Annotated in this window: 20 protein-coding genes; 12 read left to right on the top strand and 8 right to left on the bottom strand. The window is 73.8% G+C overall.

What is annotated here, in order from left to right; translation table 11 throughout:
* Window positions 1–206: 206 nt before the first annotated feature.
* Complete coding sequence (locus tag P3H78_RS27865) at window positions 207–1,553, top strand: hemolysin family protein (RefSeq protein ID WP_276111935.1); 1,347 nt, start codon at window positions 207–209, stop codon at window positions 1,551–1,553.
* Complete coding sequence (locus P3H78_RS27860) at window positions 1,550–2,635, top strand: hemolysin family protein (RefSeq protein ID WP_276111934.1); 1,086 nt, start codon at window positions 1,550–1,552, stop codon at window positions 2,633–2,635. Before P3H78_RS27865 ends, P3H78_RS27860 begins: the two co-directional genes overlap by 4 nt.
* An 81-nt stretch (window positions 2,636–2,716) precedes the next feature.
* Here P3H78_RS27860 and P3H78_RS27855 read toward each other — a convergent pair whose 3' ends face one another.
* Window positions 2,717–4,582 (bottom strand): AAA family ATPase, encoded by a 1,866-nt coding sequence (locus P3H78_RS27855; protein ID WP_276111933.1) that lies wholly within the window; start codon window positions 4,580–4,582, stop codon window positions 2,717–2,719.
* A gap of 461 nt (window positions 4,583–5,043) precedes the next feature.
* The gene (locus P3H78_RS27850) at window positions 5,044–5,712 is read right to left on the bottom strand and encodes a uridine kinase family protein (protein WP_276111932.1); all 669 of its coding nucleotides are present in this window, start codon (window positions 5,710–5,712) and stop codon (window positions 5,044–5,046) included.
* Window positions 5,713–5,925: 213 nt separating this feature from the next.
* Between P3H78_RS27850 and P3H78_RS27845 the strand changes: the two genes are divergently transcribed.
* The 6 genes from P3H78_RS27845 to P3H78_RS27820 all read left to right on the top strand — a co-directional run bounded on the left by P3H78_RS27845 (window position 5,926) and on the right by P3H78_RS27820 (window position 12,546).
* Window positions 5,926–6,882 (top strand): hypothetical protein, encoded by a 957-nt coding sequence (locus P3H78_RS27845; RefSeq protein WP_276111968.1) that lies wholly within the window; start codon window positions 5,926–5,928, stop codon window positions 6,880–6,882.
* Between the two features lie 35 nt (window positions 6,883–6,917).
* Window positions 6,918–8,459: an amino acid permease gene (locus P3H78_RS27840; RefSeq protein ID WP_438828054.1), complete on the top strand. Its 1,542-nt coding sequence runs from the start codon at window positions 6,918–6,920 to the stop codon at window positions 8,457–8,459.
* A 169-nt stretch (window positions 8,460–8,628) separates the two neighbouring features.
* A complete protein-coding gene (locus P3H78_RS27835; RefSeq protein ID WP_276111931.1) occupies window positions 8,629–10,026 on the top strand; it encodes a C39 family peptidase in 1,398 nt (465 codons plus the stop codon).
* Between the two features lie 154 nt (window positions 10,027–10,180).
* Complete coding sequence (locus tag P3H78_RS27830; protein WP_276111930.1) at window positions 10,181–10,321, top strand: SCO1431 family membrane protein; 141 nt, start codon at window positions 10,181–10,183, stop codon at window positions 10,319–10,321.
* A 62-nt stretch (window positions 10,322–10,383) separates the two neighbouring features.
* Window positions 10,384–11,073: a TetR/AcrR family transcriptional regulator gene (locus tag P3H78_RS27825; RefSeq protein ID WP_438828053.1), complete on the top strand. Its 690-nt coding sequence runs from the start codon at window positions 10,384–10,386 to the stop codon at window positions 11,071–11,073.
* 300 nt (window positions 11,074–11,373) lie between these two features.
* Window positions 11,374–12,546, top strand: coding sequence for an acyl-CoA dehydrogenase (locus P3H78_RS27820; protein ID WP_276111929.1), 1,173 nt, complete (start codon window positions 11,374–11,376; stop codon window positions 12,544–12,546).
* On the opposite strand, the gene P3H78_RS33595 is transcribed toward P3H78_RS27820, so the two are convergent.
* Window positions 12,509–12,751, bottom strand: a complete 243-nt coding sequence (locus tag P3H78_RS33595) for a hypothetical protein (RefSeq protein WP_438828052.1) — start codon at window positions 12,749–12,751, stop codon at window positions 12,509–12,511. The two genes, P3H78_RS27820 and P3H78_RS33595, sit on opposite strands and share 38 nt — an antisense overlap.
* Before the next feature lie 183 nt (window positions 12,752–12,934).
* A complete protein-coding gene (locus P3H78_RS27815) occupies window positions 12,935–13,378 on the bottom strand; it encodes a hypothetical protein (RefSeq protein ID WP_276111928.1) in 444 nt (147 codons plus the stop codon).
* Between the two features lie 270 nt (window positions 13,379–13,648).
* Between P3H78_RS27815 and P3H78_RS27810 the strand changes: the two genes are divergently transcribed.
* The 4 genes from P3H78_RS27810 to fxsA all read left to right on the top strand — a co-directional run bounded on the left by P3H78_RS27810 (window position 13,649) and on the right by fxsA (window position 17,969).
* Window positions 13,649–14,089 carry an Lrp/AsnC family transcriptional regulator gene (locus P3H78_RS27810; RefSeq protein WP_276111927.1) on the top strand — a complete coding sequence of 147 codons (441 nt, stop codon included), beginning with the start codon at window positions 13,649–13,651 and terminating at the stop codon, window positions 14,087–14,089.
* Window positions 14,090–14,136: 47 nt separating this feature from the next.
* On the top strand, window positions 14,137–15,750 hold the full coding sequence (locus P3H78_RS27805) for an amidohydrolase (RefSeq protein WP_276111926.1): 1,614 nt from the start codon (window positions 14,137–14,139) through the stop codon (window positions 15,748–15,750).
* A gap of 552 nt (window positions 15,751–16,302) precedes the next feature.
* The gene (locus P3H78_RS27800) at window positions 16,303–17,103 is read left to right on the top strand and encodes a polyprenol monophosphomannose synthase (protein WP_276111925.1); all 801 of its coding nucleotides are present in this window, start codon (window positions 16,303–16,305) and stop codon (window positions 17,101–17,103) included.
* A 308-nt stretch (window positions 17,104–17,411) separates the two neighbouring features.
* On the top strand, window positions 17,412–17,969 hold the full coding sequence (gene fxsA, locus P3H78_RS27795) for an FxsA family membrane protein (protein ID WP_276111924.1): 558 nt from the start codon (window positions 17,412–17,414) through the stop codon (window positions 17,967–17,969).
* Between the two features lie 129 nt (window positions 17,970–18,098).
* On the opposite strand, the gene P3H78_RS27790 is transcribed toward fxsA, so the two are convergent.
* The 4 genes from P3H78_RS27790 to yczE all read right to left on the bottom strand — a co-directional run bounded on the left by P3H78_RS27790 (window position 18,099) and on the right by yczE (window position 21,588).
* Window positions 18,099–18,473, bottom strand: coding sequence for an RNA polymerase-binding protein RbpA (locus tag P3H78_RS27790; protein ID WP_071364377.1), 375 nt, complete (start codon window positions 18,471–18,473; stop codon window positions 18,099–18,101).
* A gap of 279 nt (window positions 18,474–18,752) precedes the next feature.
* Complete coding sequence (locus P3H78_RS27785) at window positions 18,753–20,099, bottom strand: MFS transporter (protein ID WP_276111923.1); 1,347 nt, start codon at window positions 20,097–20,099, stop codon at window positions 18,753–18,755.
* Window positions 20,100–20,152: 53 nt separating this feature from the next.
* A complete protein-coding gene (locus P3H78_RS27780; protein WP_276111922.1) occupies window positions 20,153–20,920 on the bottom strand; it encodes a glycerophosphodiester phosphodiesterase family protein in 768 nt (255 codons plus the stop codon).
* Window positions 20,917–21,588, bottom strand: coding sequence for a membrane protein YczE (gene yczE / locus P3H78_RS27775; RefSeq protein WP_276111921.1), 672 nt, complete (start codon window positions 21,586–21,588; stop codon window positions 20,917–20,919). Before yczE ends, P3H78_RS27780 begins: the two co-directional genes overlap by 4 nt.
* Window position 21,589 lies beyond the last annotated feature (1 nt).

Raw genomic sequence — 21,589 nt, 5'->3', positions numbered from 1 at the left:
GCGGCTGTCTTGATTAATCTGGTGGGGGAGGACGCGTCCACCGCGCCCCCGCCCCTGTGCTCCGACCGGTGCCGGGGGCTCCTGCTATCCGAGGAGTGACTTCCCCCGGCGATGGACGGATCGTCCTGCAGTACCTGCGCCGCCCCCTGCCGATATAGCGCGGACCGCACCCGTGCGGTCCGCGTGCACGCGGAGGCGGCGGCATCATGACCATCCCCCTGCTGCTCCTCGGAGCGGCCTTCCTCCTGATCCTGGCCAACGGCTTCTTCGTGGCCGCCGAATTCGGCCTGGTGACCGTCGAGCGCCCGGAGGCCGAGCAGGCCGCCGCCCAGGGCGACCGGCGCGCGTCCAGGGTCGTGGAGTCCCTCAAGGAGCTGTCCTTCCAGCTCTCCGGGACCCAGCTCGGCATCACCATCACCTCCCTGGTCGTCGGCATGCTCGCCGAACCGGCCCTGGCCGAGCTGCTGCGCGGCCCGTTCAGCGCCGTCGGCGTCCCCGAGGGCGCCGTGTCCGGGGTCGCCGTCGTGGTGGGCATGCTGCTCGCCTCGGCGATCCAGATGGTGCTCGGCGAGCTCGTGCCCAAGAACTGGGCGGTCTCGCGGCCGTTGCAGGTCGCCCGCTTCGTGGCCGGCCCGCAGCACCGCTTCGCGCGCCTGTTCCGCCCGGTGATCGCCGCGCTGAACACGGTCGCCAATCGGCTGGTCCGGGCACTCGGCGTCGAACCGGCCGAGGAACTGGCCTCCGCCCGCACCCCCGGCGAGCTGGTTTCCCTGGCCCGCCACTCGGCGCAGGCCGGAGCCCTGGAGCAGGACACGGCCGACCTGTTCGTGCGGACCCTGTCCCTGGGCGACCTGACCGCGCAGCACGTCATGACCCCGCGCGTGAAGGTCAGTGCCCTGCAGTCCTCGGCGACCGCCGAGGACGTGGTCAACCTCACCCGCGCCACCGGCCTGTCCCGCTTCCCCGTCTACCAGGAGAAGATCGACGAGGTCGTCGGGATGGTGCACCTCAAGGACGCGCTGGCGGTCCCGGTCCACCAGCGGCTGCGGGTCCCCGCCGGCCGCATCGCCCGCCCCGCCCTGCTGGTCCCCGAGACGCTGCCGGTCCAGCCGCTCCTGGCGCAGCTGCGCAGCGAGCAGCCCATCGCCGTCGTCGTCGACGAGTACGGCGGCACGGCGGGCGTGGTGACGCTGGAGGACATCGTCGAGGAGATCGTCGGCGAGGTCCGCGACGAGCACGACGCCAAGGACGTGCCCGAGCTCGCCGCGGTCCCGCCGGAGGACGGCAGGCCCGCCTGGGACGTCGACGGCAGCTGCCGGGTCGACCTGCTGCTGCGCATCGGCCTGGAGGTGCCCGAGGGCCCGTACGAGACGGTCGCGGGACTGGTCGCCGACCTGCTCGGCCGCATCCCGGCCCCCGGCGACCGGGCCGAGCTGCCCGGCTGGCGGCTGTCCGTGCGGCAGGTCGGGCACTACCGCGCCGAGCGGGTCCGCCTGGTGCGCACCTCTTCCGCGGTGGACACCGTCGCGGCCGTCGTGGAGGCCGTCCGATGAGCGCGCTCCAACTCCTCCTCGCCGCGCTGCTGGTCCTCGCCAACGGCTTCTTCGTGGGCGCCGAGTTCGCGCTCGTCTCCGTCCGCCGCAGCCAGATCGAGCCGCTGGGCACCGCCCGCGCCCGGCAGGTGCTGCACGGTCTGGAGCGGCTGCCGCAGATGATGGCCGCCGCCCAGTTCGGCATCACCGTGTGCTCCCTGACGCTGGGGGCGGTGGCCGAGCCGACGGTGGCCCACCTGCTGGAGCCGCTGTTCACCCGGCTCCACCTGCCCGACGGGGTCGTCCACCCCCTCGGCTACGTCATCGCGCTCGCGGCCGTGGTCTTCTTCCACCTCGTCATCGGCGAGATGGTCCCGAAGAACCTGGCGATGGCCGCGCCGGAGAAGGCCGCGCTCTGGCTCGGCCCGGGCCTGGTCGCCTTCGCCCGGCTGTGCCGGCCGATCACGGTGGCGCTCGGGGCGTGCGCGCAGGGCATCCTGCGGCTGTTCCGCGTCGACCCCAAGGACGAGGTCGAGGCCGTCTTCACCAGCGAGCAGCTGAACCGCCTGGTCGAGGACGCCGGGCAGGCCGGTCTCCTCGCCCCCGAGGAGCAGGAGCGCCTGGAGGACGCGCTGGAGCTGGGCTCCCGCCCGGTCACGGACGTGCTGCTGCGGCGCGAGGCGCTGGTGACCGTCGGTCCGTCGGTCACCCCGGGCGAGATCGTCGCCCTGACCGCGCGCACCGGCTACTCCCGCTTCCCGGTCGCCGCGGAGACCGGCGCCTTCATGGGCTACCTCCACGTCAAGGACGTGCTGGACGTGGAGGACTCCGACCGGGCGGTGCCGCAGCGGATATGGCGGCCGATGACGACGCTCCGGTCCGAGCTGCCGCTGGACGACGTGCTCACCGTCATGCGGCGGGCGGCGACCCATCTGGCCCAGGTGGCCGACGGCTCCGGCCGCGTCCTGGGCCTGGTGGCCCTGGAGGACGTGCTGGAGCTGCTGGTCGGCGAGGTCCGCGACCCGGCCCACCGGGTGGCGCCCGAGGTGCGGCTCACCGAGCCGCGCGCCGACGCCGAGCCCGAGCAGGTCCTGGCCACGTAGGCCCGGTCGCCGGACTCCCACGCTCCGCACGGACGGCGGGAGTCCGGCGACCGGACGCCGGCGGTCCGGCCGCGGGATCCGTCACGGCGCCGACGGATCCTGCGGTCCCCGCCCCGACAGCACCTCTCCGTACGCCTGCATCAGGTCCGGCAGCCGCAGCGTCGCCAGGTCGTCCCGGGACAGATCGCCCGGGTACACCGACAGCCGCAGGTCCCGGTAGGCGCAGCTCTTCTCGTACAGGGTCCGCAGGAACCGCCCGTTGCCCAGCTCGTCGATCCAGCCCTGGTCGACCACGTGCCCGGCGATGGAGCGCAGCTCGTCCAGCGCCTCCTCGTCCCACACGTCGCCGTTCTCCCCGGCGAGCACCCTGCCGATCTCGGTGAGCTCCGGCGGCCGGTACGACGGGAAGTCGACCCGGGTGGTGAAACGGGAGGACAGCCCGGGGTTGGCGGCCAGCAGGCGGTCCATGCCCTCGGGGTAGCCCGCCAGGATCACCACGAGGTGGTCGCGGTTGTCCTCGGCGCGCTTCAGCAGCACCTGCAGCGCCTCGTCGCCGTACGCGTCGCCCTTGCTGTACCCGGAGTTGGACAGGGAGTACGCCTCGTCGACGAAGAGGACGCCGCCGATGGCCGAGTCGATGAGCTCGTTGGCCTTCACGGCGGTCTGGCCGAGGTACTCGCCGACCAGGTCCGCCCGCTGGGCCTCCACCAGGTGGTCGCCGCCGAGCAGGCCGAGCGCGTAGAAGACCCGGCCGAGGATCCGGGCGACCGTGGTCTTGCCGGTGCCCGAGGGGCCGGAGAAGACGAAGTGGCGTTTCGGCGGCTGGACCGGCAGCCCCTGCCCGGCGCGCAGCCGGGCCATGTTCAGCTGTGCCGACAGCGCCTTGACCTGACGCTTCACCGGCTCCAGCCCCACCATGCGCTCGAGTTCGGCCAGCGCTTCTTCGAGCAACACGGCGTCGGTGGGCCCGGTGGGCACCGGCTGCGGGGGGACCGCGGTCCGCTCGCGCACCGCCGGGTCGACGATCGAGGGCAGGCCGCCCGCCACCGGCGGATCGGGCTCGGGGATCCGCAGGTCGCGGCCCTCCGCGCCGAACAGCGGGTCCAGGGCGTCCGGGCCGTCGACCGCGTCCTGGCCGAAGCCGGCCAGCGCGATGGCCGCCAGGTCGGCGGTGTCGTCGTAGCCGTCGCCCTCGGCGATCGCCGCCAGCCGGGCCGAGGTGTCCATGAACGCCGGATCGATCCGGTGCACCGCCCGGTACAGCGGCAGCGCCGCCGCGCTGCGCCCGGTGCCCTCGTGCGCCCGCGCCAGCCAGTACCGCAGCTCCTTGCGCTGGGGCTGCTCGCTGCGGCACCGCATCAGCGCGGCCGACAGCAGCGGCTCGGCCTGCCCGTACGTCTCCAGCCGGACCCGGGCCATGCCGCCGAACAGCCCGGCCTCGATGCCGAGCAGGGCGTCGTCCAGGAGCGGGTCGGTGTGCCGGACGAGCTGCTCCCAGTCCTTGACCAGATAGGCCCGGCAGGCGTGCAGGAAGCGGACCTGGGCGTCGGTGTCCACCGGCGGCAGGCCGGCCAGCGCCCGGTCCAGCTCGGGCACATGGCGCCCGTCCAGCCAGTGCGAGGCGTGCGCGAGCAGCAGGTCCCGGGGGCTCTCCAGCACCGGCTGCACCCACCAGCCCAGCCAGTACCAGGAGTTGAGGGTGCGGCGGTGGCGGGCGCGCTGCTCCCCGAAGCGCTCGCGGTGGCGGAACATGCGCAGCAGCGCGGTCGTCGTGTCGACGCGCAGCGCGTGCAGCCCGAGCCAGCCGTCGGCCATCCCCGGGTCCATCCGCACCGCGGTGCGGAACTCCTCCTCCGCCTGCGGATAGGCGCCCATCGTGTAGGCGTCCACGCCTCGCAGCCACGCGAGGTCGGCCGGAGCCTCGGGGCCCCGCCTGCCGAAGTCCATCACGTCCCCCACAAACCGTGCCCCCGTAGGTCAGGGTGTCAGGTGGATCAGGCCCAACGGGCGCCCCCGAACCGTCGCCCGGCGGCTGCCGATACTGAACCGCTGTGCAGTGGAACCGAGTTGCCGGTGCGCGACACCGCTGTTCGAAGGTCGCTCCGGGGCATCGTACCTGCGGCACCGCTGTCTGCCGAAGGGTGCCGTACAGGCCCTTCGGCGAGGTGGGAGCGGACGGGGGGCGCGCGGGGCGCGGTCACCGAGGGTGAGCGAACGGAGCCGTGCGGCGTCCGGAAAGCGGAAGAAGGGCAGAACGAAGCCCCCGATCACGGGGGAACAACCGGGGGCCTCGCGTCCTGTCGGCGGTCCCATCGGACCGCACATTGAGAACGTAAGACCTGTACGGCCCGCCGGTCAAGCGGAGTTGAAGGAGCCGGAGAAGTTCCCCCGCACGGGTTTTCACAGGTTCAGCACATTGCCGACGGGTCGTGACCGTGAGTGACGCTCTGGTCGCTTCCGGGCGTCCCGCCGGGTCCCGGGAGCACCTCGTACCCCTCGCGCACCTGCCGTACCAGAAGGTCCGCGAACGGTCGTGAGGGGTCCTCGGCGAAGTGCCGGCGCTCCGCCCGGACCCATCCGTCCCAGAAGTCCCGCTGCTCCGCCCCGTCCCGGGACCGCCCCCGCTCCCAGGCCGCCTCGCGGGGCATCTCCATCCACAGCAGCCGGGCGAGGAAGGGGCGCAGTGCGCGGCGGCCTGCGCCCACGCCCTCGACCAGGATCACGGGGACCGGGCTCAGCGTGCGGACGGGCCCGGAGCGCCGGGCGTGCCAGTCGTAGGGGGCGTAGCGGCCCGCCGCGCCCCGGGCCAGCGGGTCGAGCACGTCCGCCACCAGGCGCCGGTCCCACGCGAAGAGCTCCTCGTGGCGGGCGACGTCGTCCAGGTGCAGCACCGGGGCGCCGCCGAGTTCCGCGGCCAGCCGGGCCGCGAAGGTCGACTTGCCCGAGCCGGCGTGCCCGTCGACGCCGATCAGGCGCACCGGCCCGCAGGAGGGCGTCAGGGTGCGCAGGCGGGCGGCGAGGGCGTGAATGGCGGTTCCCGGTGAGGTGACGGACGGTGGCACATTTCCGGGGACCATGATAGGTGCCGTCCGGCGGGCGATCGTGAGCGCCGATAAATAGTGCCATATTGAACCATCGGTGGGATCCAAGGTGAGGAGCCCGTCGCGTCACGCTATTGGTCGGCCAATCCCGGCCCACTATGCCGAAATCTGCGTTCCGGTTGTGCTCCGTGGTGAGTAAAGTGCCTCCTGCGCATCTGCGAGGCGTCGTACGGGGACGGAATGGGGAAGATGGCCGCGGGGCTGTTCGAGGGTCAGTACGTGTGGCATCCGGCGGCCGACGACCGGGACCTGGCGAGCGTGTGCGTCGATCTGCGGGCCGGTCGCTGGGGGAGCGCCCGCGAGGCCCTCACCGAGACACGCGGCGACCACGGCCTGCGCGCCCACCGCTCCCTGGTCCTGGCCTCGGAGGCGGCCGACTCCGACCTCTCCGAACGCTGGCTGGCCGAGGAGCCCGTAGCCGAGGCCGCACTCTTATGGGCCCGCGTCGCCGTGCTCCGCGCCCTGCGCGCCGGCGACGCCCGCGACGACCGCGCCCGCACCCTGGAACGCATCGCCCTCTCCGCCTGCGACCGCGCCTCCGCCCTCGACCCCGCGGACCCCACGCCCTGGGTGGCCCGGCTCTCCATGGCCCGGCTGCACCGGCTGCGCGACCCCGCACCGCACGGCCTGCTCACCGCGCCGCCCGGCCCCTGGCGCCTCTTCTCCCACGTCCTCTCCCTCGACCCCTGGCACCGCGAGGCCCACCACCGCTTCCTCGCCTGCTTCTTCACCCGCCACGGCGGCTCCGTCAACGCCGCCTGGGACGTCGCCGCCTTCCTGAGCCAGCGCGCCCCCGCCGACTCCCCGCTGCGCCTGCTGCCCCTGGTCGCGCTGGTGGAGAGCTACAACCCCACCCAGCTGCTCGCCGACCGCGTCTGGGAACAGCCGCAGTGGCGCTCCACCGCACTCGCGATCTACCAGAACTGGCTGCCCGCGGCCGCCGGGCACCGCTTCACCCCCGTCCTCGACCTCGCCTACCTCGCCCATGCGCTCGTGATGGCCCGGCGCGAGTTCGAGGCCCGCGCGGTGTTCACCGCGATGGGCCCCTACGCCTCCCGCATGCCCTGGTGCGTCTTCGGCGACCCCGCCGAGCAGCTCTCCCGGGCCCGCCGCGCCTGCGGCCTGCCCGTGCCCGGCGCCCCCTGACCCTCGCCCCACCCCACCGAGAGGAAGGTCGACCCGTGTCCGAACGGATATCGGTACCCGGCACCCCCGACGCCGGCGCCGCGGACCCGAGCGCGCTCGACGACGACGCGACCCTGCACGCGATGGGTTATCCCAGAAAACTCACACGGCGTTTCCAGGCATTCGACAATTTCGCCATCTCCTTCACCATCATCAACATCATCTCGGGTATTTTCTCGTCCTTCGGATTCGGCATGAACGCGGGCGGCCCCCGGATTCTCGTGTTCGGCTGGATCGGGGTGTCCGTCATGGTGCTGTTCGTCGGCGCCGCGATGGGAGAGGTCGCCTCGGCCTATCCGACGAGCGGCGCGCTGTATTTCTCCGCCGGCAAACTCGCCCGCCGGCACCGCGGCGCCTGGTCGTGGTTCACCGGCTGGCTGAACTTCGTCGGTCAGGTCGGCGGCACCGCCGCCACGGGCTACGCCGCCGCCACCTTCGTCCAGGCGTTCCTCGCCCTGCAGTGGACCTCGTACCGCCCGACCACCCACCAGACGGTGCTCATCACCGCCGTGATCATCGTGCTCCAGGGCCTGGCCAACACCTACACGGTCCACCTGGTCGCCGTGCTGAACCGGATCTCCGTCTGGTGGCTGCTGATCGGACTCGTCGTGATCGTGACCGCGCTCGTCGCGGTCCCCGACCACCACCAGCCGGCGTCCTTCGTCACGCATTTCGCGAACAACACCGGTTTCACGAACGGGCTTTACGGCGGCATGCTCGGCCTGCTCGTCACCAGCTGGACGTTCACCGGCTTCGACGGCAGCTTCCACATGTCGGAGGAGACGGTCCGGGCCACCGTCAACGCCCCCCGGGGCATCGTCCGCGCCATCGGCTGGTCGGCGCTGACCGGGCTGATCCTGATGCTCGCCCTCGTCCACAGCATCGGCGACTACGACAAGGTCGCGAGCGCCGACGCGCCGCCCGTGCGGATCCTCATCGACGCCCTCGGCACCGGCGCCGCCGAGGCGCTGCTGCTGATCGTGGTCGGGGCCATGCTCTTCTGCGGCCTGGCCAACCTCACCAGCAACACCCGGCAGATCTTCGCGTTCTCCCGGGACGGTGCGATGCCCGGCTCCCGCTGGTGGCACTCGGTCTCCCCGCGGACCCGCACGCCCGTCAAGGCCGTCTGGCTGGCAGTGGCCTGCTCGGTGGTGCTGGTGCTCCCCGGCTGGTGGTCGCACACCGCCTTCACCGCCATCGTGAGCGTCAACGTCGTCGGGCTCTTCCTCGCCTACGCGGTGCCGATCCTGCTCCGGCTGCGCCTGGGCGGCGAATTCCGGCCCGGCCCGTGGCACCTGGGCCGCTGGGGCCGCCCCGTCGGCGTCGTGGCCGTGACGTGGATCCTGCTCAGCAGCGTGCTCTTCATGCTGCCGCAGGCCTCGCCCATCACCGTGGACTCCTTCAACTACGCCCCGATCGCCCTGGCGGTCGTCCTGATCGTGGCCACGGTGTGGTGGTTCGCCACCGCCCGCCGCCGCTTCCAGGGCCCGGTCAGCTACGGCGGCCCCGACGAGGTCGCCGCCATGGACGTCGTCTGACACCCCGTCCGGTCGGGGCGCGTTCCCCCGGGTCACGCCAGTGGCGGAGACCAATATTGGTGGGCGTGGCGCAGGCCGAAGTGCTGGCCGCGGCCGGTCGCCGCGGCCATAGTGGGCCCATTGCCGTGCACGGACCCGCCCCGACTCGGACACTGGGGGTCTCCCACCCATGAGCAGAGCCGAACAGCCGACCCGCCGCACCGTCCTGGCCGCCGCGGTCGCCGCTGCGGCGACCGCCACGGCCGCCGGCGGCGCGGCCCCGGCGGCCGCCGCCGGCGTCCCGCACACCGATCCCGACGTGCGGGCCGGGACCCACCGCGGCGGCCGCGCCCCGGCCCGCCGGGTCGACTACCGCGGCTGGACCACCGCCGCCGACTGGCGCGGCGGCGAATCCCGGGGCACCGCCCCCGCCGCCGGCGAGCGGGCCGGCATCGTGATCGCCGCCCCCGCGGGCAGCACCGGCTACACCGACCCGCACACCGGCCGGACCGCGACCTGGGACTACGCCACCTGGACCTCGCCCGTGCACCGGCCCCCGGTCCCCGGTACCGAGGCGGTCGCCTCCTGGAACGCGCACACCCCGGCAGGCACCTGGCTCCAGGTGGAGCTGAGGGGCACGTACTCCGACGGTACGGACACCCCCTGGTACGTGATGGGCCGCTGGGCCGCCGGGGACCAGGACATCCGGCGGACCTCCGTCGACGGGCAGGGCGACGGCCGCAGCAGCATCGGCACCGACACCTTCGCGATCGACACCCCGGCCTCGGGGCTGCGGCTGGCCGCGTACCGCCTGCGCCTCACCCTGTACCGCAGGCCCGGCACGAAGCTCACCCCCACGGTGTGGCGGGCGGGCGCCATGGTCTCCGACGTCCCGGACCGCTTCACCGTCCCGGCCTCCACGCCCGGCGCGTCCGGGGAACTGGCCGTCCCGCGCTACTCGCAGGAGATCCACGCCGGGCAGTACCCGCAGTACGACAACGGGGGCGAGGCCTGGTGCAGCCCCACCTCCACGCAGATGGCCGTCGAGTACTGGGGCGGCCGCCTCACCGCGGCGCAACTGGCCTGGGTCGACCCCTCGTACGCCGACCCGCAGGTCTGCAACGCCGCCCGGTACACCTACGACTACCAGTACGCGGGCTGCGGCAACTGGCCCTTCAACGCCGCCTACGCGGCCACCTTCACCGGCCTGCAGGGCGTGGTCACCCGGCTCGGCTCGCTGACCGACCTGGAGACCCTGATCGCGGCCGGGGTCCCGGCCATGACCTCCCAGTCCTTCCTCAAGACCGAACTGACCGGCGCCGGTTACGGGACCGCCGGGCATCTGATGGCGGTCGTCGGCTTCACCGCGGACGGCGACGTGATCGCCAACGACCCGGCCGCACCCGCCGACTCGGCGGTCCGGCGGGTCTACCGCCGCCGCGAGTTCGAGAACGTCTGGCTCAGGACGAAGCGCCACAACGCCTCGGGCCAGACCGTCTCCGGCAGCGGCGGCATCTGCTACCTGTACTTCCCGGCCGTTCCCGATGCCCGCCGGCGCCAGGCACTCGCCGCGGTCGGCGTGCGCTGAAGCGGGACACGGCCCCGGCCCCGGTGCTCCACCTGGGCCGGGACCGGACCCCGCCTGTGACCAAGCTCTCCGCCGCTGCGGCCGCCGGCGATGGCAAGGTGGGGAGCGGGGGCGGGGAAGTCCAGTCAGCACCCGAGGACCACTGCGAGAGACCATGACCGCACAGTCAGCCACCGCCGCCCGCGTCCGCACCGGCGGCCCCAAGGGCGACGGACCCCGGCACCTGGAGCACGTCCTGGGATGGGTCCTCGTCGTGGTGACCGCGATGCTCGTCACCCGGCTCGGACTGCTGTGACCTGAGGCATACCGGCCTGCCATACTGCGGTTGTCCCGCCGCCAGTTGGAGACAGGCCTGAAGTGAACACGAGTCATCAGCGCGACGCCGTCGTCCCCCGAGCCCGCGCGTCCGCCGGTACTCCGACCCGGGTGCGGGGCACCCAGCGCTCCCTGGCCCGCCGCGCCGAACTCATCGCCATCGGGCGCACGCTGTTCGCCGACACCTCCTACGACGCGCTGTCCATGGACGACATCGCCCGCCAGGCCCACGTCGCCAAGGGCCTGATCTACTACTACTTCCACTCCAAGCGCGGCTACTACCTGGCGATCATCGAGGACTCGGTGGCCGACCTGGTCGCCTTCGCGGCCGGCGGCGCCGCGCTGCCCCCGGTCGACCGGGTGCAGCGCACCATCGACGGCTACCTCCGCTACGCCGAGCACAACCAGGCCGCCTTCCGCACCATCGTCAGCGGCGGCGTCGGCTTCGACGCCGAGGTGCACGCCGTCCGGGACGGGGTGCGCGAGGCGATCGTCGCGACCATCGCCGAGGGCGCGTACGGGCGCACCGCCATCGCCCCGCTGGCCCGGATGGGCCTGCTCAGCTGGGTGTGCAGCGTCGAGGGCGCCACGCTCGACTGGATCGACCGCCCCGGGCTCTCCCGCGAGACCATGCGCGACCTGCTCGTGAAGACGCTGGGCGGCGCGCTGCGGGCGGTCGGGGAGATGGACCCCTCCCACCCGGCCCCCTCCGCCGCCTGCCGCGGCGCCTGAGCGGCGCCCGCCCCCTCCCGCGGGCACGCCTCCCGCCGTACCCCGCACCCCGGCCGGACCCCCTGGACGGGCCGCGGGCACGAGTCGGTGGGATGATGTGAATCCTTATCCGAAGTAAGCGGTCGTTAACTGGTGACTCCGTGTCCGCAATCGGGCATACTCAGCGCACAGCCGCTGGTCAGCCGCTTCCGAGACCCGGAGAAGCCTCCGCCGGCTGGTCCCCAGAACGACCCGGCGGAGCCGCCTCCACCCAAGGCGCGCGTCCGCCGACGTGCCCGACACAGGGAGGAGAGCGTCGCCATGCCCGACCGCGCCCCGCAGCCGGTGGACCGGCAACTGCCCACGGACGAGGCCCGGGATCTGATCTCACTCGTCCGCGACATCGCGCAGCGTGAGATCGCCCCGAAGGCGGCCGAGGAGGAGGACGCCGGACGCTTCCCCCGCGAGGTCTTCGCCCTGCTCTCGGAGGCGGGCCTGCTCGGCCTGCCCTACGACGCCGAGTACGGCGGCGGCGAGCAGCCCTACGAGGTCTACCTCCAGGTGCTCGAGGAGCTGGCAGCGGTCCGGCTCACCGTCGGCCTCGGTCTGAGCGTGCACACCCTCGCCGCCTACGGGCTCGCCACGTACGGCACCAAGCAGCAGCAGGTCGAGCACCTGCCCGCGATGCTCACCGGCGGACTGCTCGGCGCGTACGCCCTGTCCGAGCCCTCCTCCGGCTCCGACGCCGCCTCGCTGCGCACCAGGGCGGTCCGGGACGGCGGCGACTGGGTGCTCACCGGCACCAAGGCGTGGATCACGCACGGCGGGATCGCCGACTTCTACACGGTGATGGCCCGCACCGGCGAGGCCGGCGCGCGCGGGATCACCGCCTTCCTGGTGCCCGGCGACGCGGAGGGCCTCAGTGCCGCGGCGCCGGAGCGGAAGATGGGCCTGAAGGGCTCGCCGACCGCGCAGATCCACCTCGACGGGGTGCGCGTGCCCGACGAGCGGCGCGTGGGCGAGGAGGGGCAGGGCTTCGCCATCGCCCTGTCCGCCCTCGACTCCGGCCGGCTCGGCATCGCGGCCTGCGCGATAGGCGTCGCCCAGGCCGCCCTGGACGAGGCGGTGGCCTACGCGGCCGGCCGGCAGCAGTTCGGGCGCCCCATCTCGGACTTCCAGGGGCTGCGCTTCCTGCTGGCGGACATGGCGACCCAGGTCGAGGCGGGCCGGGCGCTCTACCTCGCCGCGGCCCGGTTGCGCGACGCGGGGCGGCCGTTCGCCCGCCAGGCGGCCATGGCCAAGCTGTTCTGCACCGACACCGCGATGAAGGTCACCACCGATGCCGTGCAGGTGCTCGGCGGTTACGGCTACACGGCGGACTTCCCGGCGGAGCGCTACATGCGCGAGGCCAAGGTCCTGCAGATCGTCGAGGGCACCAACCAGATCCAGCGGATGGTCATCGCCCGTCACCTAGCGGGTCCGGAGACCCGCTGAGCGACCGCGCCCCGGCCGGAGGCGCCGCCAGCCGTGCCCATTCCGGGTCGTGGCGCCCCGGCAGGGTGCGGCCCCCGTCCGCCCAGGCGCGCATCAGGTCGCGGTAGATCGGCGGGTCCTGCGGCTGCGGAGGCGGCGGAACCGATTCTGCGGGCGGCGGCACGAAGATGAGGCGTTGACGCCCGGTCGTGTTCGGGGGAGTCATACCCGGCTCAACGCGCGCGCGGGCGCCCGGGTCACCGGCGGATGGAATCGGCCGTGCGTCCCATGGGTCCGCCGCACGGGGGAGCCGGAGGCACCGGGGCCCCGGTCCGGGCACGCCGAACCGCGCCACGGCGTGCAGCGTGCCGCGGTGCGGACCGGGAGTACGGGAGGGACGCGGGGCGGCTCAGGCGGCCCGGCGCATCACCGGCATACGCATCGGGCGCGAGCCCGGGCCGCCGACGTGCGAGAAGGGCTGCATCCGCCAGTCCAGGCCCTGAGGCAGCGTCAGGAGCAGGGCGGTGTCCTGCTCCTGGGGCTCGAAGGACTCGTCCGCCGGCCGGGCTTCGGCGGCACGGCGGCCGGTGCCGGTGCACACCGACAGCCCGAACGGGTTCCACGGCGAGGCGCACAGCGCGTGCTCCGGCAGGACGTCCTCGTCCGCCAGCAGGGCGATGGGCTGCGCGCAGTCCGGGCAGATCACCCGGTACATCTCGAAGGTGTCGTAGGCGTCGAGCTCGTCGCCGTCCACGTCGTCGAGGACGTCGCGTTCGACGCCCTCCGGCTGGGGCTCGGCGACCGGCTGCTGCCGCTTGGGCACGGATCGACCAGGGCGCTTGAGACTGTGCATGGGATTCTCCCCCTAAGGCTGGGCCGTGAAGGCACTGCGGCCTCGACCACAGCAAGCACTTCCCTCCGGGTCTCGGACGTAATCACGGGGACATCCCGGAGACTGCTCCGAACGTGTGGCCTTCGTCACATGGGGTCGGTGGGGGTGGCTGCGGCGGCGCCACCGCACCCCCGGGCGGCCCGCTCGGGGCCCGCCCGGGCCCCGTCCACCGGCGGCGAACCGGGCCGCCGTGTGTCCGGGGAGATCACCGGCCCTGTAGGTTCTTGCGTCATGGAGGAGCTGGACCGACAGATCGTGCAGCTGCTCGTCAAGGACGGGCGGATGAGCTACACCGACCTGGGCAAGGCCACGGGCCTGTCCACGTCGGCCGTGCACCAGCGGGTGCGGCGGCTGGAACAGCGCGGCGTCATCCGCGGCTATGCCGCGGTGGTCGACCCGGAGGCGGTGGGACTGCCCATGACCGCCTTCATCTCGGTGAAGCCGTTCGACCCCAGCGCCCCCGACGACATCGCCGACCGCCTGGGCGGCGTGCCCGAGATCGAGGCCTGCCACAGCGTCGCCGGGGACGAGAACTACATCCTCAAGGTGCGCGTCGGCACCCCGCACGAGCTGGAGGAGCTGCTGGCCCGGCTGCGGTCCCTGGCCGGCGTCTCCACCCGCACCACGGTGGTGCTGTCGACCCCCTACGAGGCGCGCCCGCCGCGCATCTGATCGACCTGCGTGCCCGGCCGTCCCGGGCAGGGGCGAGACTGTTCCCCATGAGTGAGCGCACCGCCGAGCCCCAGACCGTCCTCCTCCGCCGCGGGGAGGTCCACAGCCCCGCCGACCCGTTCGCCACGGCGATGGTCGTCGAGGCGGGTCACGTGGCCTGGGTCGGCTCGGAGGGCGCCGCCGACGCCTTCGCCGACGGAGTCGACGAGGTGGTCGACCTGGACGGCGCCCTGGTCACCCCGGCCTTCACCGACGCGCACGTCCACGCCACGGCCACGGGGCTCGCGCTGACCGGCCTGGACCTGTCCGGCGCCCCGTCGCTGGCCGCGGCCCTCGCGGCGGTGCGGGAGTTCGCCGCGGCCCGCCCGCACGACCGCGTCCTGCTCGGCCACGGCTGGGACGCGGCCCGCTGGCCCGGGGGCCGTCCGCCCACGCGCGCCGAGCTCGACGAGGCCACCGGCCACCGCCCCCTCTACCTCAGCCGGATCGACGTCCACTCCGCGGTCGTCACCACGGCACTGCTCGACCTCGTCCCGGGGGCGGCCGCGGGCGGCGAGGGACCGCTCACCGCCGACGCCCACCACGCCGTGCGCGCCGCCGCGTTCGCCGCCGTCACCCCCGCCCGGCGCGCCGCCGCGCAGCGGGCCGCCCTGGCCCGTGCGGCCTCCCTCGGCATCGGCTCGGTGCACGAGTGCGCCGGACCGGACATCTCCTCCGCCGACGACCTCGCCGGCCTGCTCGCGCTCGCCGCCGAGGAGCCGGGCCCGCGGGTCGTCGGCTACTGGGCCGAGGCGGGCGAGGAGGGCATCGCCCGGGCCCGCGAGCTGGGCGCCCGGGGAGCGGCCGGCGACCTCTTCGCCGACGGCTCCATCGGCTCGCACACGGCCTGCCTGCACGGCGCCTACGCGGACGCCGGCCACAGCGGCACCGCCTACCTGGACGCGGACGCCGTCGCCGCCCACGTCGTCGCCTGCACGGAGGCCGGTCTCCAGGCGGGCTTCCACGCCATCGGCGACGCCGCGCTGACCGCCGTCGTCGAGGGCGTGCGCGCCGCCGCCGACAAGGTGGGCACGGCCCGCATCCGGGCCGCCCGGCACCGGATCGAGCACGCCGAGATGCTCACCCCCGAGGCCGTGGCCGCCTTCGCCGAGCTGGGCCTCACGGCCTCCGTGCAGCCGGCCTTCGACGCCCTGTGGGGCGGCCCGGACGGCATGTACGCCGAGCGCCTCGGCGCGGAGCGGGCGGCCACCCTGAATCCCTTCGCGGCCCTGCTGCGCGCCGGCGTCCCGCTGGCCTTCGGCTCGGACAGCCCCGTCACCCCGCTCGACCCCTGGGGCACGGTCCGGGCGGCGGCCTTCCACCGCACCCCGGAGCACCGGGTCTCCGTCCGGGCCGCGTTCACCGCCCACACCCGCGGCGGCTGGCGGGCCGCCGGCCGCGACGACGCGGGCGTGCTCGTGCCGGGGGCCCCCGCGGACTACGCCGTGTGGCGGACCGGCGAGCTCGTCGTGCAGGCCCCGGACGACCGGGTGGCCCGCTGGTCGACCGACCCGCGCTCCGGCACCCCCGGCCTGCCGGATCTCACCCCGGGCCGCGACCTGCCCGTCTGCCTGCGCACGGTCGTCGGCGGACGGACCGTCTTCGTACGGCCGGGCGAGTGATCTCCGGGGGCGACACGCTGGCCGCGGCCGCCCGCCGTCCCGTCGCGCGACCTGCGCATCCTCGGGGCTCCAGCCTCCCGGCTCGGTGTTTTCGCAGTTCAAGCGGCTGTTGACAGGGTGTGGCGGAAGGCCGGTAGGTTCTGCCGGGTCCACCACCGGACGCCCGGCCGCGGAACTTCCGTGCACGCGTCGCAGCGCCGCTGGGTCAGGGACGGTGTGCCGCACCGGGTCACCGCCACCGGGAGCCAGGCTCAGCGCCCGCGTCGGCGGGGGAACGTTTCGGACGGTCGGCAAGGTGTGACCCGGGTGGGGCCCGGACGCTCAGTAGACAACGGCTTTCGGTCGGTCCGCAGCCAGCGGGTCCCAGGTCGGCCCGAAGGGCGCCGGGCCCCCATCCGCAGGACGGCCGGTTCCCCGGACTCCGCGGAACGTCCCAAAAGGGCGGCCTTACTCCGCTCTTGCCCAATCGACACCGCGGTACGAACGTGCCGTCACGTCCTCGCAGGCCGCGGCCATTATGGTGGTCCCCTGAGACGGACAGAAGGGGCAGCAGTGAACGACGGCGACGGCACCCGCGCGGCACAGCCCGGGGAGCGCAACCACGGCCCGCTCGGCACGGCCCTGGTGATCATTCCGACCTACAACGAGGCCGAGAACGTCAAGGCCATCATCGGCCGGGTGCGGCAGGCCGTGCCCGAGGCGCACGTCCTCGTGGCCGACGACAACAGCCCCGACGGCACCGGCAAGATCGCCGACGAGCTGGCGGCCGAGGACGCACAGGTCCACGTGCTGCACCGCAAGGGCAAGGAGGGCCTCGGCGCCGCCTACCTCGCGGGCTTCCGCTGGGGCCTGGAGCGCGACTACGGCGTTCTGGTCGAGATGGACGCCGACGGCTCCCACCAGCCGGAGGAGCTGCCCCGGCTGCTGACCGCGCTCAAGGGCGCCGACCTGGTGCTGGGGTCCCGCTGGGTGCCGGGCGGCCGGGTGGTGAACTGGCCGAAGTCGCGCGAGTTCCTCTCGCGCGGCGGCAGCACCTACTCGCGGCTGATGCTCGACGTTCCCCTCCGGGACATCACCGGCGGCTACCGCGCCTTCCGCCGCGAGACCCTCGAGGGCCTCGGGCTGGCGGACGTGGCCTCCCAGGGCTACTGCTTCCAGGTCGACCTCGCCCGGCGGGCCGTGCGGGCCGGTTTCCACGTGGTGGAGGTCCCGATCACCTTCGTCGAGCGGGAGCTCGGCGACTCCAAGATGAGCCGCGACATCGTGGTCGAGGCGCTGTGGCGGGTCACGTCCTGGGGCGTGGGGGAGCGGGTGACCAGGCTCACCGGCCGCGGCGGACGCACCCGCCGCTAGGGCGTGTCCGCAAAGCCGCGTCGTTCGCCCGCAGGGCGGGCGCCGCGGCGCCCGGAGCGTGCTCTGGGGGTCCTCCCTGCTCGAAGAACTCGGGGGAGTGCCGGTCGGATGCCTTCGTACGGGGCGTATTCGGGCTTTCGGCCGGTGCGGCGAGGAGAGGGTGCTCCTGACTCGAAGACCTCGATGGAGCGTGCCGGGCGTCGCGACGCGGGCGGGACTGTGCGGACCCGCCCCAGCGACTTCCCGGTGGGGCGGCCCGTTCGTGCCCGCTTATCCCGCGCTGAGACCGGTCCAGGCACACTGGGAGCATGACGACAGGCGCTCCGACCAGCCCGCACTCAGCCCGTCCGCCCCGGCGCTCCCGCCCGAGCCGGTACCTGCCGCTGGGCGTGGCCGTGTGGCTGGTGCTGGAGATCTGGCTGCTCACGCTGGTCGCGGACCGGGCGGGCGGCCTCACCGTCCTCCTGCTGCTGCTCGCCGGGGCCGTGCTGGGTGCGGGCGTGGTCAAGCGGGCCGGGCGGCGCGCCTTCCGCAGACTGAGCGAGGCGGTGCAGCGCGGCGGCACCCCGGCCGAGGGCGGCGGCAGCGGCCTGACCATGCTGGCCGGCCTCCTGCTGATCCTTCCCGGCCTGCTCTCGGACCTGGCCGGCCTGCTCCTGCTGATCCCCCCGGTGCGCGGGGCCGTCGGCCGCCTTACGGAGCGGACGGTCGAGAGCCGACTGCGCGCGGCCGCGCCGGGCAGCTTCGGAGACGTCTTCCAGCAGGCCCGCATGCACCGCCCGGACGGCAAGGTCGTCCAGGGCGAGGTCGTCCGGGACGCTCCCGCGGACCCGCCCCGGGAGCAGTACCCGCCGCTGAACCGCTGACGGCCGGTGCCACCCACCGGGCTCCGGCGGCGCTCTCCCGGCACACGCAAAGACCGCGGGCGCCGTACGTCGTGCACGTACGGCGCCCGCGGTCATGGGGCGTGCGGCGGACCGGCCGCCCCTCCGGGGCTAGGCCGACTTGCGGCTGTCCCGGGGATGGACGGCGATGTTCATCGCGCCGGAGCGCAGCACCGCCAGGCGCTCCTCGAGGACTTCCTCGAGTTCCTCGCGGGTGCGCCGCTCCATCAGCATGTCCCAGTGGGTACGCGCGGGCTTGCCCTTCTTCTCCTCAGGGCCGTCGCCGTCCACCAGAAGCGCCGGGGCCCCACAGACCTTGCACTCCCACTCCGGCGGGATCTCCGCCTCGACCGAGAAGGGCATCTCGAAGCGGTGCCCCTTCTCGCATGCGTACTCCACGGCCTGGCGTGGAGCCAGGTCGATACCGCGGTCGGTCTCGTAGCTGGTCACCACGAGGCGCGTGCCGCGAAGAGCTCGCTCACTCATGAATCGTGCCTCCCGGGCTTGTCGCCCACAGGACAGGTGTCGCTGTCGTCGTCATCCGGTCAACGTCCGGTCGGCGGTAAAGATTCCCGTCCCGAAGTCCCGTTCCGGGCCATGCGTCGCCGTCGTAGCCGCAGCCTTGTCAACCAGTGCAGTACCCACCGGCGCCCGGTTTGTCACATCTACTAGTAGATGTCACCCAGCGTTTCGGCATCTTTGACGCGCAGTAACGGTACGCCTGGCGGGCCAAACGCGTACACTACCGCCCTTTCGTCTCGAGTGCTAAATCCGATCAGGGACCGGATTCCCCGCGTCGCCGATCGCACGCCGTACCGGAACCCGGGCGAGCAGGACGAATCCGACGGCGAAGAAGACCACCAAAGAGATGATCGCGTCACGATAGCTGCCCGTCACCTGATAGGTGAGGCCGAACAGCAGCGGCCCGAGCCAGCTCATGCCCCGGTCGCTCATCTCGTACGCGGAGAAGTACTCGGCCTCCTTGCCGGGCGGGACCATGTGCGAGAACAGCGAGCGGGAGAGCGCCTGGCTGCCGCCGAGGACCAGCCCGATGCAGGCGGCCAGTGCGAAGAACCCCACCGGCGCCCCGGCGGGCAGGAAGTATCCGGCGCCCAGGGTGAGCGTCCAGGCGACCAGCGATCCCAGGACCGTGCGCTGCGCCCCGTACCGACGGGCCAGCCGGCCCATCCCGAGCGCCCCCGCCACCGCCAGCACCTGCACCATCAGCACCGCCGCGATGAGGGTCGACTGGCTCAGGCCCAGCTCCTCGGAGCCGTAGACCGACGCCTGGGAGATCACCGTCTGGATGCCGTCGTTGTAGACGAGGTAGGCGAGCAGGAACGCCAGGGTCAGCGGCTTGCCCCGCATGTCGCGCAGGGTCGCCGCCAGTTGCCGCCAGCCGTGCGCCGGGGCCGCCGCGGGCGTCCGGAGCCGGTCCCTCAGCCGCCGCAGCGGCACGAGCGTGAAGGCCCCCCACCACAGACCGGCCGAGGCGAGGCAGATCCGCACCGCCTCTCCCTCCGTGAGCCCGAAGGAGTCGTGCGCGGTGAACAGCACCAGGTCGCCGACCAGCACCAGGGACCCGGCGGCGTAGCCGAAGGCCCAGCCGCGGGAGGACACCGCGTCGCGCTCCTCGGGCGGGGCGATCTGCGGGAGGTAGGAGTTGTAGAGCACCATCGACACGGCCACGGAGGCGTTGGCGACGATCAGCAGGGCGCCGCCCAGCAGGTAGCGGTGCCCGTCCAGGAGGAACAGGCCGGTGGTCGCGGTGGCGCCGGTGTACGCGGCGGCCGCCAGCAGCGGCTTGCGCCGGCCGGTGCGGTCGGCCGCCGCGCCGGCGACCGGCATCAGGACGATCGCCAGCACCACGGACGCCGAGACGCAGTACGCGAAGAACGACCCCGCCCGCACCGGGACGCCCAGCGGGTGCACGAACCCCTCCGGGTCCGCCGCCGACTCGGCCACCGAGGTGAGGTAGGGGCCGAGGAACACCGTCAGCACGCTCGTGGAGTAGACCGAGCACGCCCAGTCGTAGAAGTACCAGCCGCGCTGCTCGCGCCGCCGCTCGGCGGCCTCGTCCGCCCCCTGTGCCCGCACGGTGCCGGTGCCCACCCGTGCCCCCTCTTCCCCGCCTGAGTGCGCCCGCCGCCGGCCGGGGCCTGGCCTCAGGCCCAGACGCCCCGCTGCTGGAGCACCGCGCGCAACGTGTCGATGTGGTCGGTCATGATGCCATCGACCCCGAGGTCCAGGAGCCGGTGCATCGGTTCGGGCTCGTTGACCGTCCAGACGTGCACCTGCAGTCCCCGCGCATGGGCGGCGCGCACGAACCGCGCGTCCACCACCGGGACCCCGGACTGCGCGACCGGGACCTGCGCGGCGACGGCCGAGCGGCGCGCCGCGACGGGCAGCCCCCAGGAGCGCAGCCGCAGCCCCAGCACCCCGCGCACGCCGTACGAGGTGGCCAGGCGGGGGCCGGCCAGCCGCTGCGCCCGGGCCACGCGCGCCTCGGAGAACGAGCCGACGCAGACCCGGTCCCACGCGTCCGCCCGCTCGATCAGCTCCAGCAGCGGCCGGAGCGCGGGCTCCGCCTTCACGTCCACGTTCCAGCGCGCGCCGGGGAAGGTCTCCAGCAGTTCCTCGAGGAGCGGCACCGGCTCCCGGCCGCCGACGCGGGCCTGCGCCACGGTCTCCCACGGCAGGTCCGCGATCCGGCCCGCGCCGTCGGTCACCCGGTCCAGGGTCGGATCGTGGAAGGCGACGAGCCGGCCGTCCGCCGTCGCGTGCACGTCGGTCTCCAGGTAGCGGTAGCCCAGCGCGAGCGCGCGGCGGAACTGCGCCGCGGTGTTCTCGAGTCCGTCGGCGGCCCCGCCGCGGTGGGCGAAGGCCAGCGGGCCCGGATGGTCCAGGTAGGGGTGGCGTACGAGGGTGCTCACCGACGCAGTATCGCCCGGGCGGGTGTCCCGGTGGCAACGACGGTGCTGCCCTCGGATGCCGCCGGGACGTCGAACACCCGCAGGAAGAACTGGGCCAGCGGGCCGATGGCGACCGCGTAGAGCACCGTGCCGATCCCGACGGTGCCGCCGAGCGTGAAGCCGACGGAGACCACCGCGACCTCCAGGGCGGTGCGCATCAGGCGGATCGAGTGCCCGGTGCGCCGGTGCAGCCCGGTCATCAGGCCGTCCCGGGGGCCCGGGCCGAGGCGCGCGCCGATGTAGAGGCCGGTGGCCGCGCCGTTGAGGACCACGCCCGCCGCGAGCAGGGGCACCCGCACGAGCAGGGAGTGCACCGCCGGCAGCAGGGCGAGGGTGCCGTCCATCGCGAGGCCGACCACCAGGACGTTCGACACCGTGCCGAGGCCCGGCCGCTGGCGCAGCGGGATCCACAGCAGCAGCACCGCCGCCCCCACCACGATCGACACCGTGCCGATCGTCAGGCCGGTCAGCTCGGCCAGGCCCTGGTGCAGGACGTTCCACGGCCCCAGGCCGAGACCCGCCGCGACGAGCAGGGCGGAGCTGGCGCCGTACAGCGAGAGGCCCGCGTAGAGCCGGATCAGCCGTGGACCGAGCCGGCCGAGCCTGTCGAACCGGTGCCGTATGGACACA

Origin of the sequence: Streptomyces tropicalis, assembly GCF_029269835.1 — a bacterium.
GTDB classification, from domain to species: domain Bacteria; phylum Actinomycetota; class Actinomycetes; order Streptomycetales; family Streptomycetaceae; genus Streptomyces; species Streptomyces tropicalis.
Note: the sequence above shows the minus strand (reverse complement) of the source record. Positions and strands in the feature narration are given on the sequence as shown.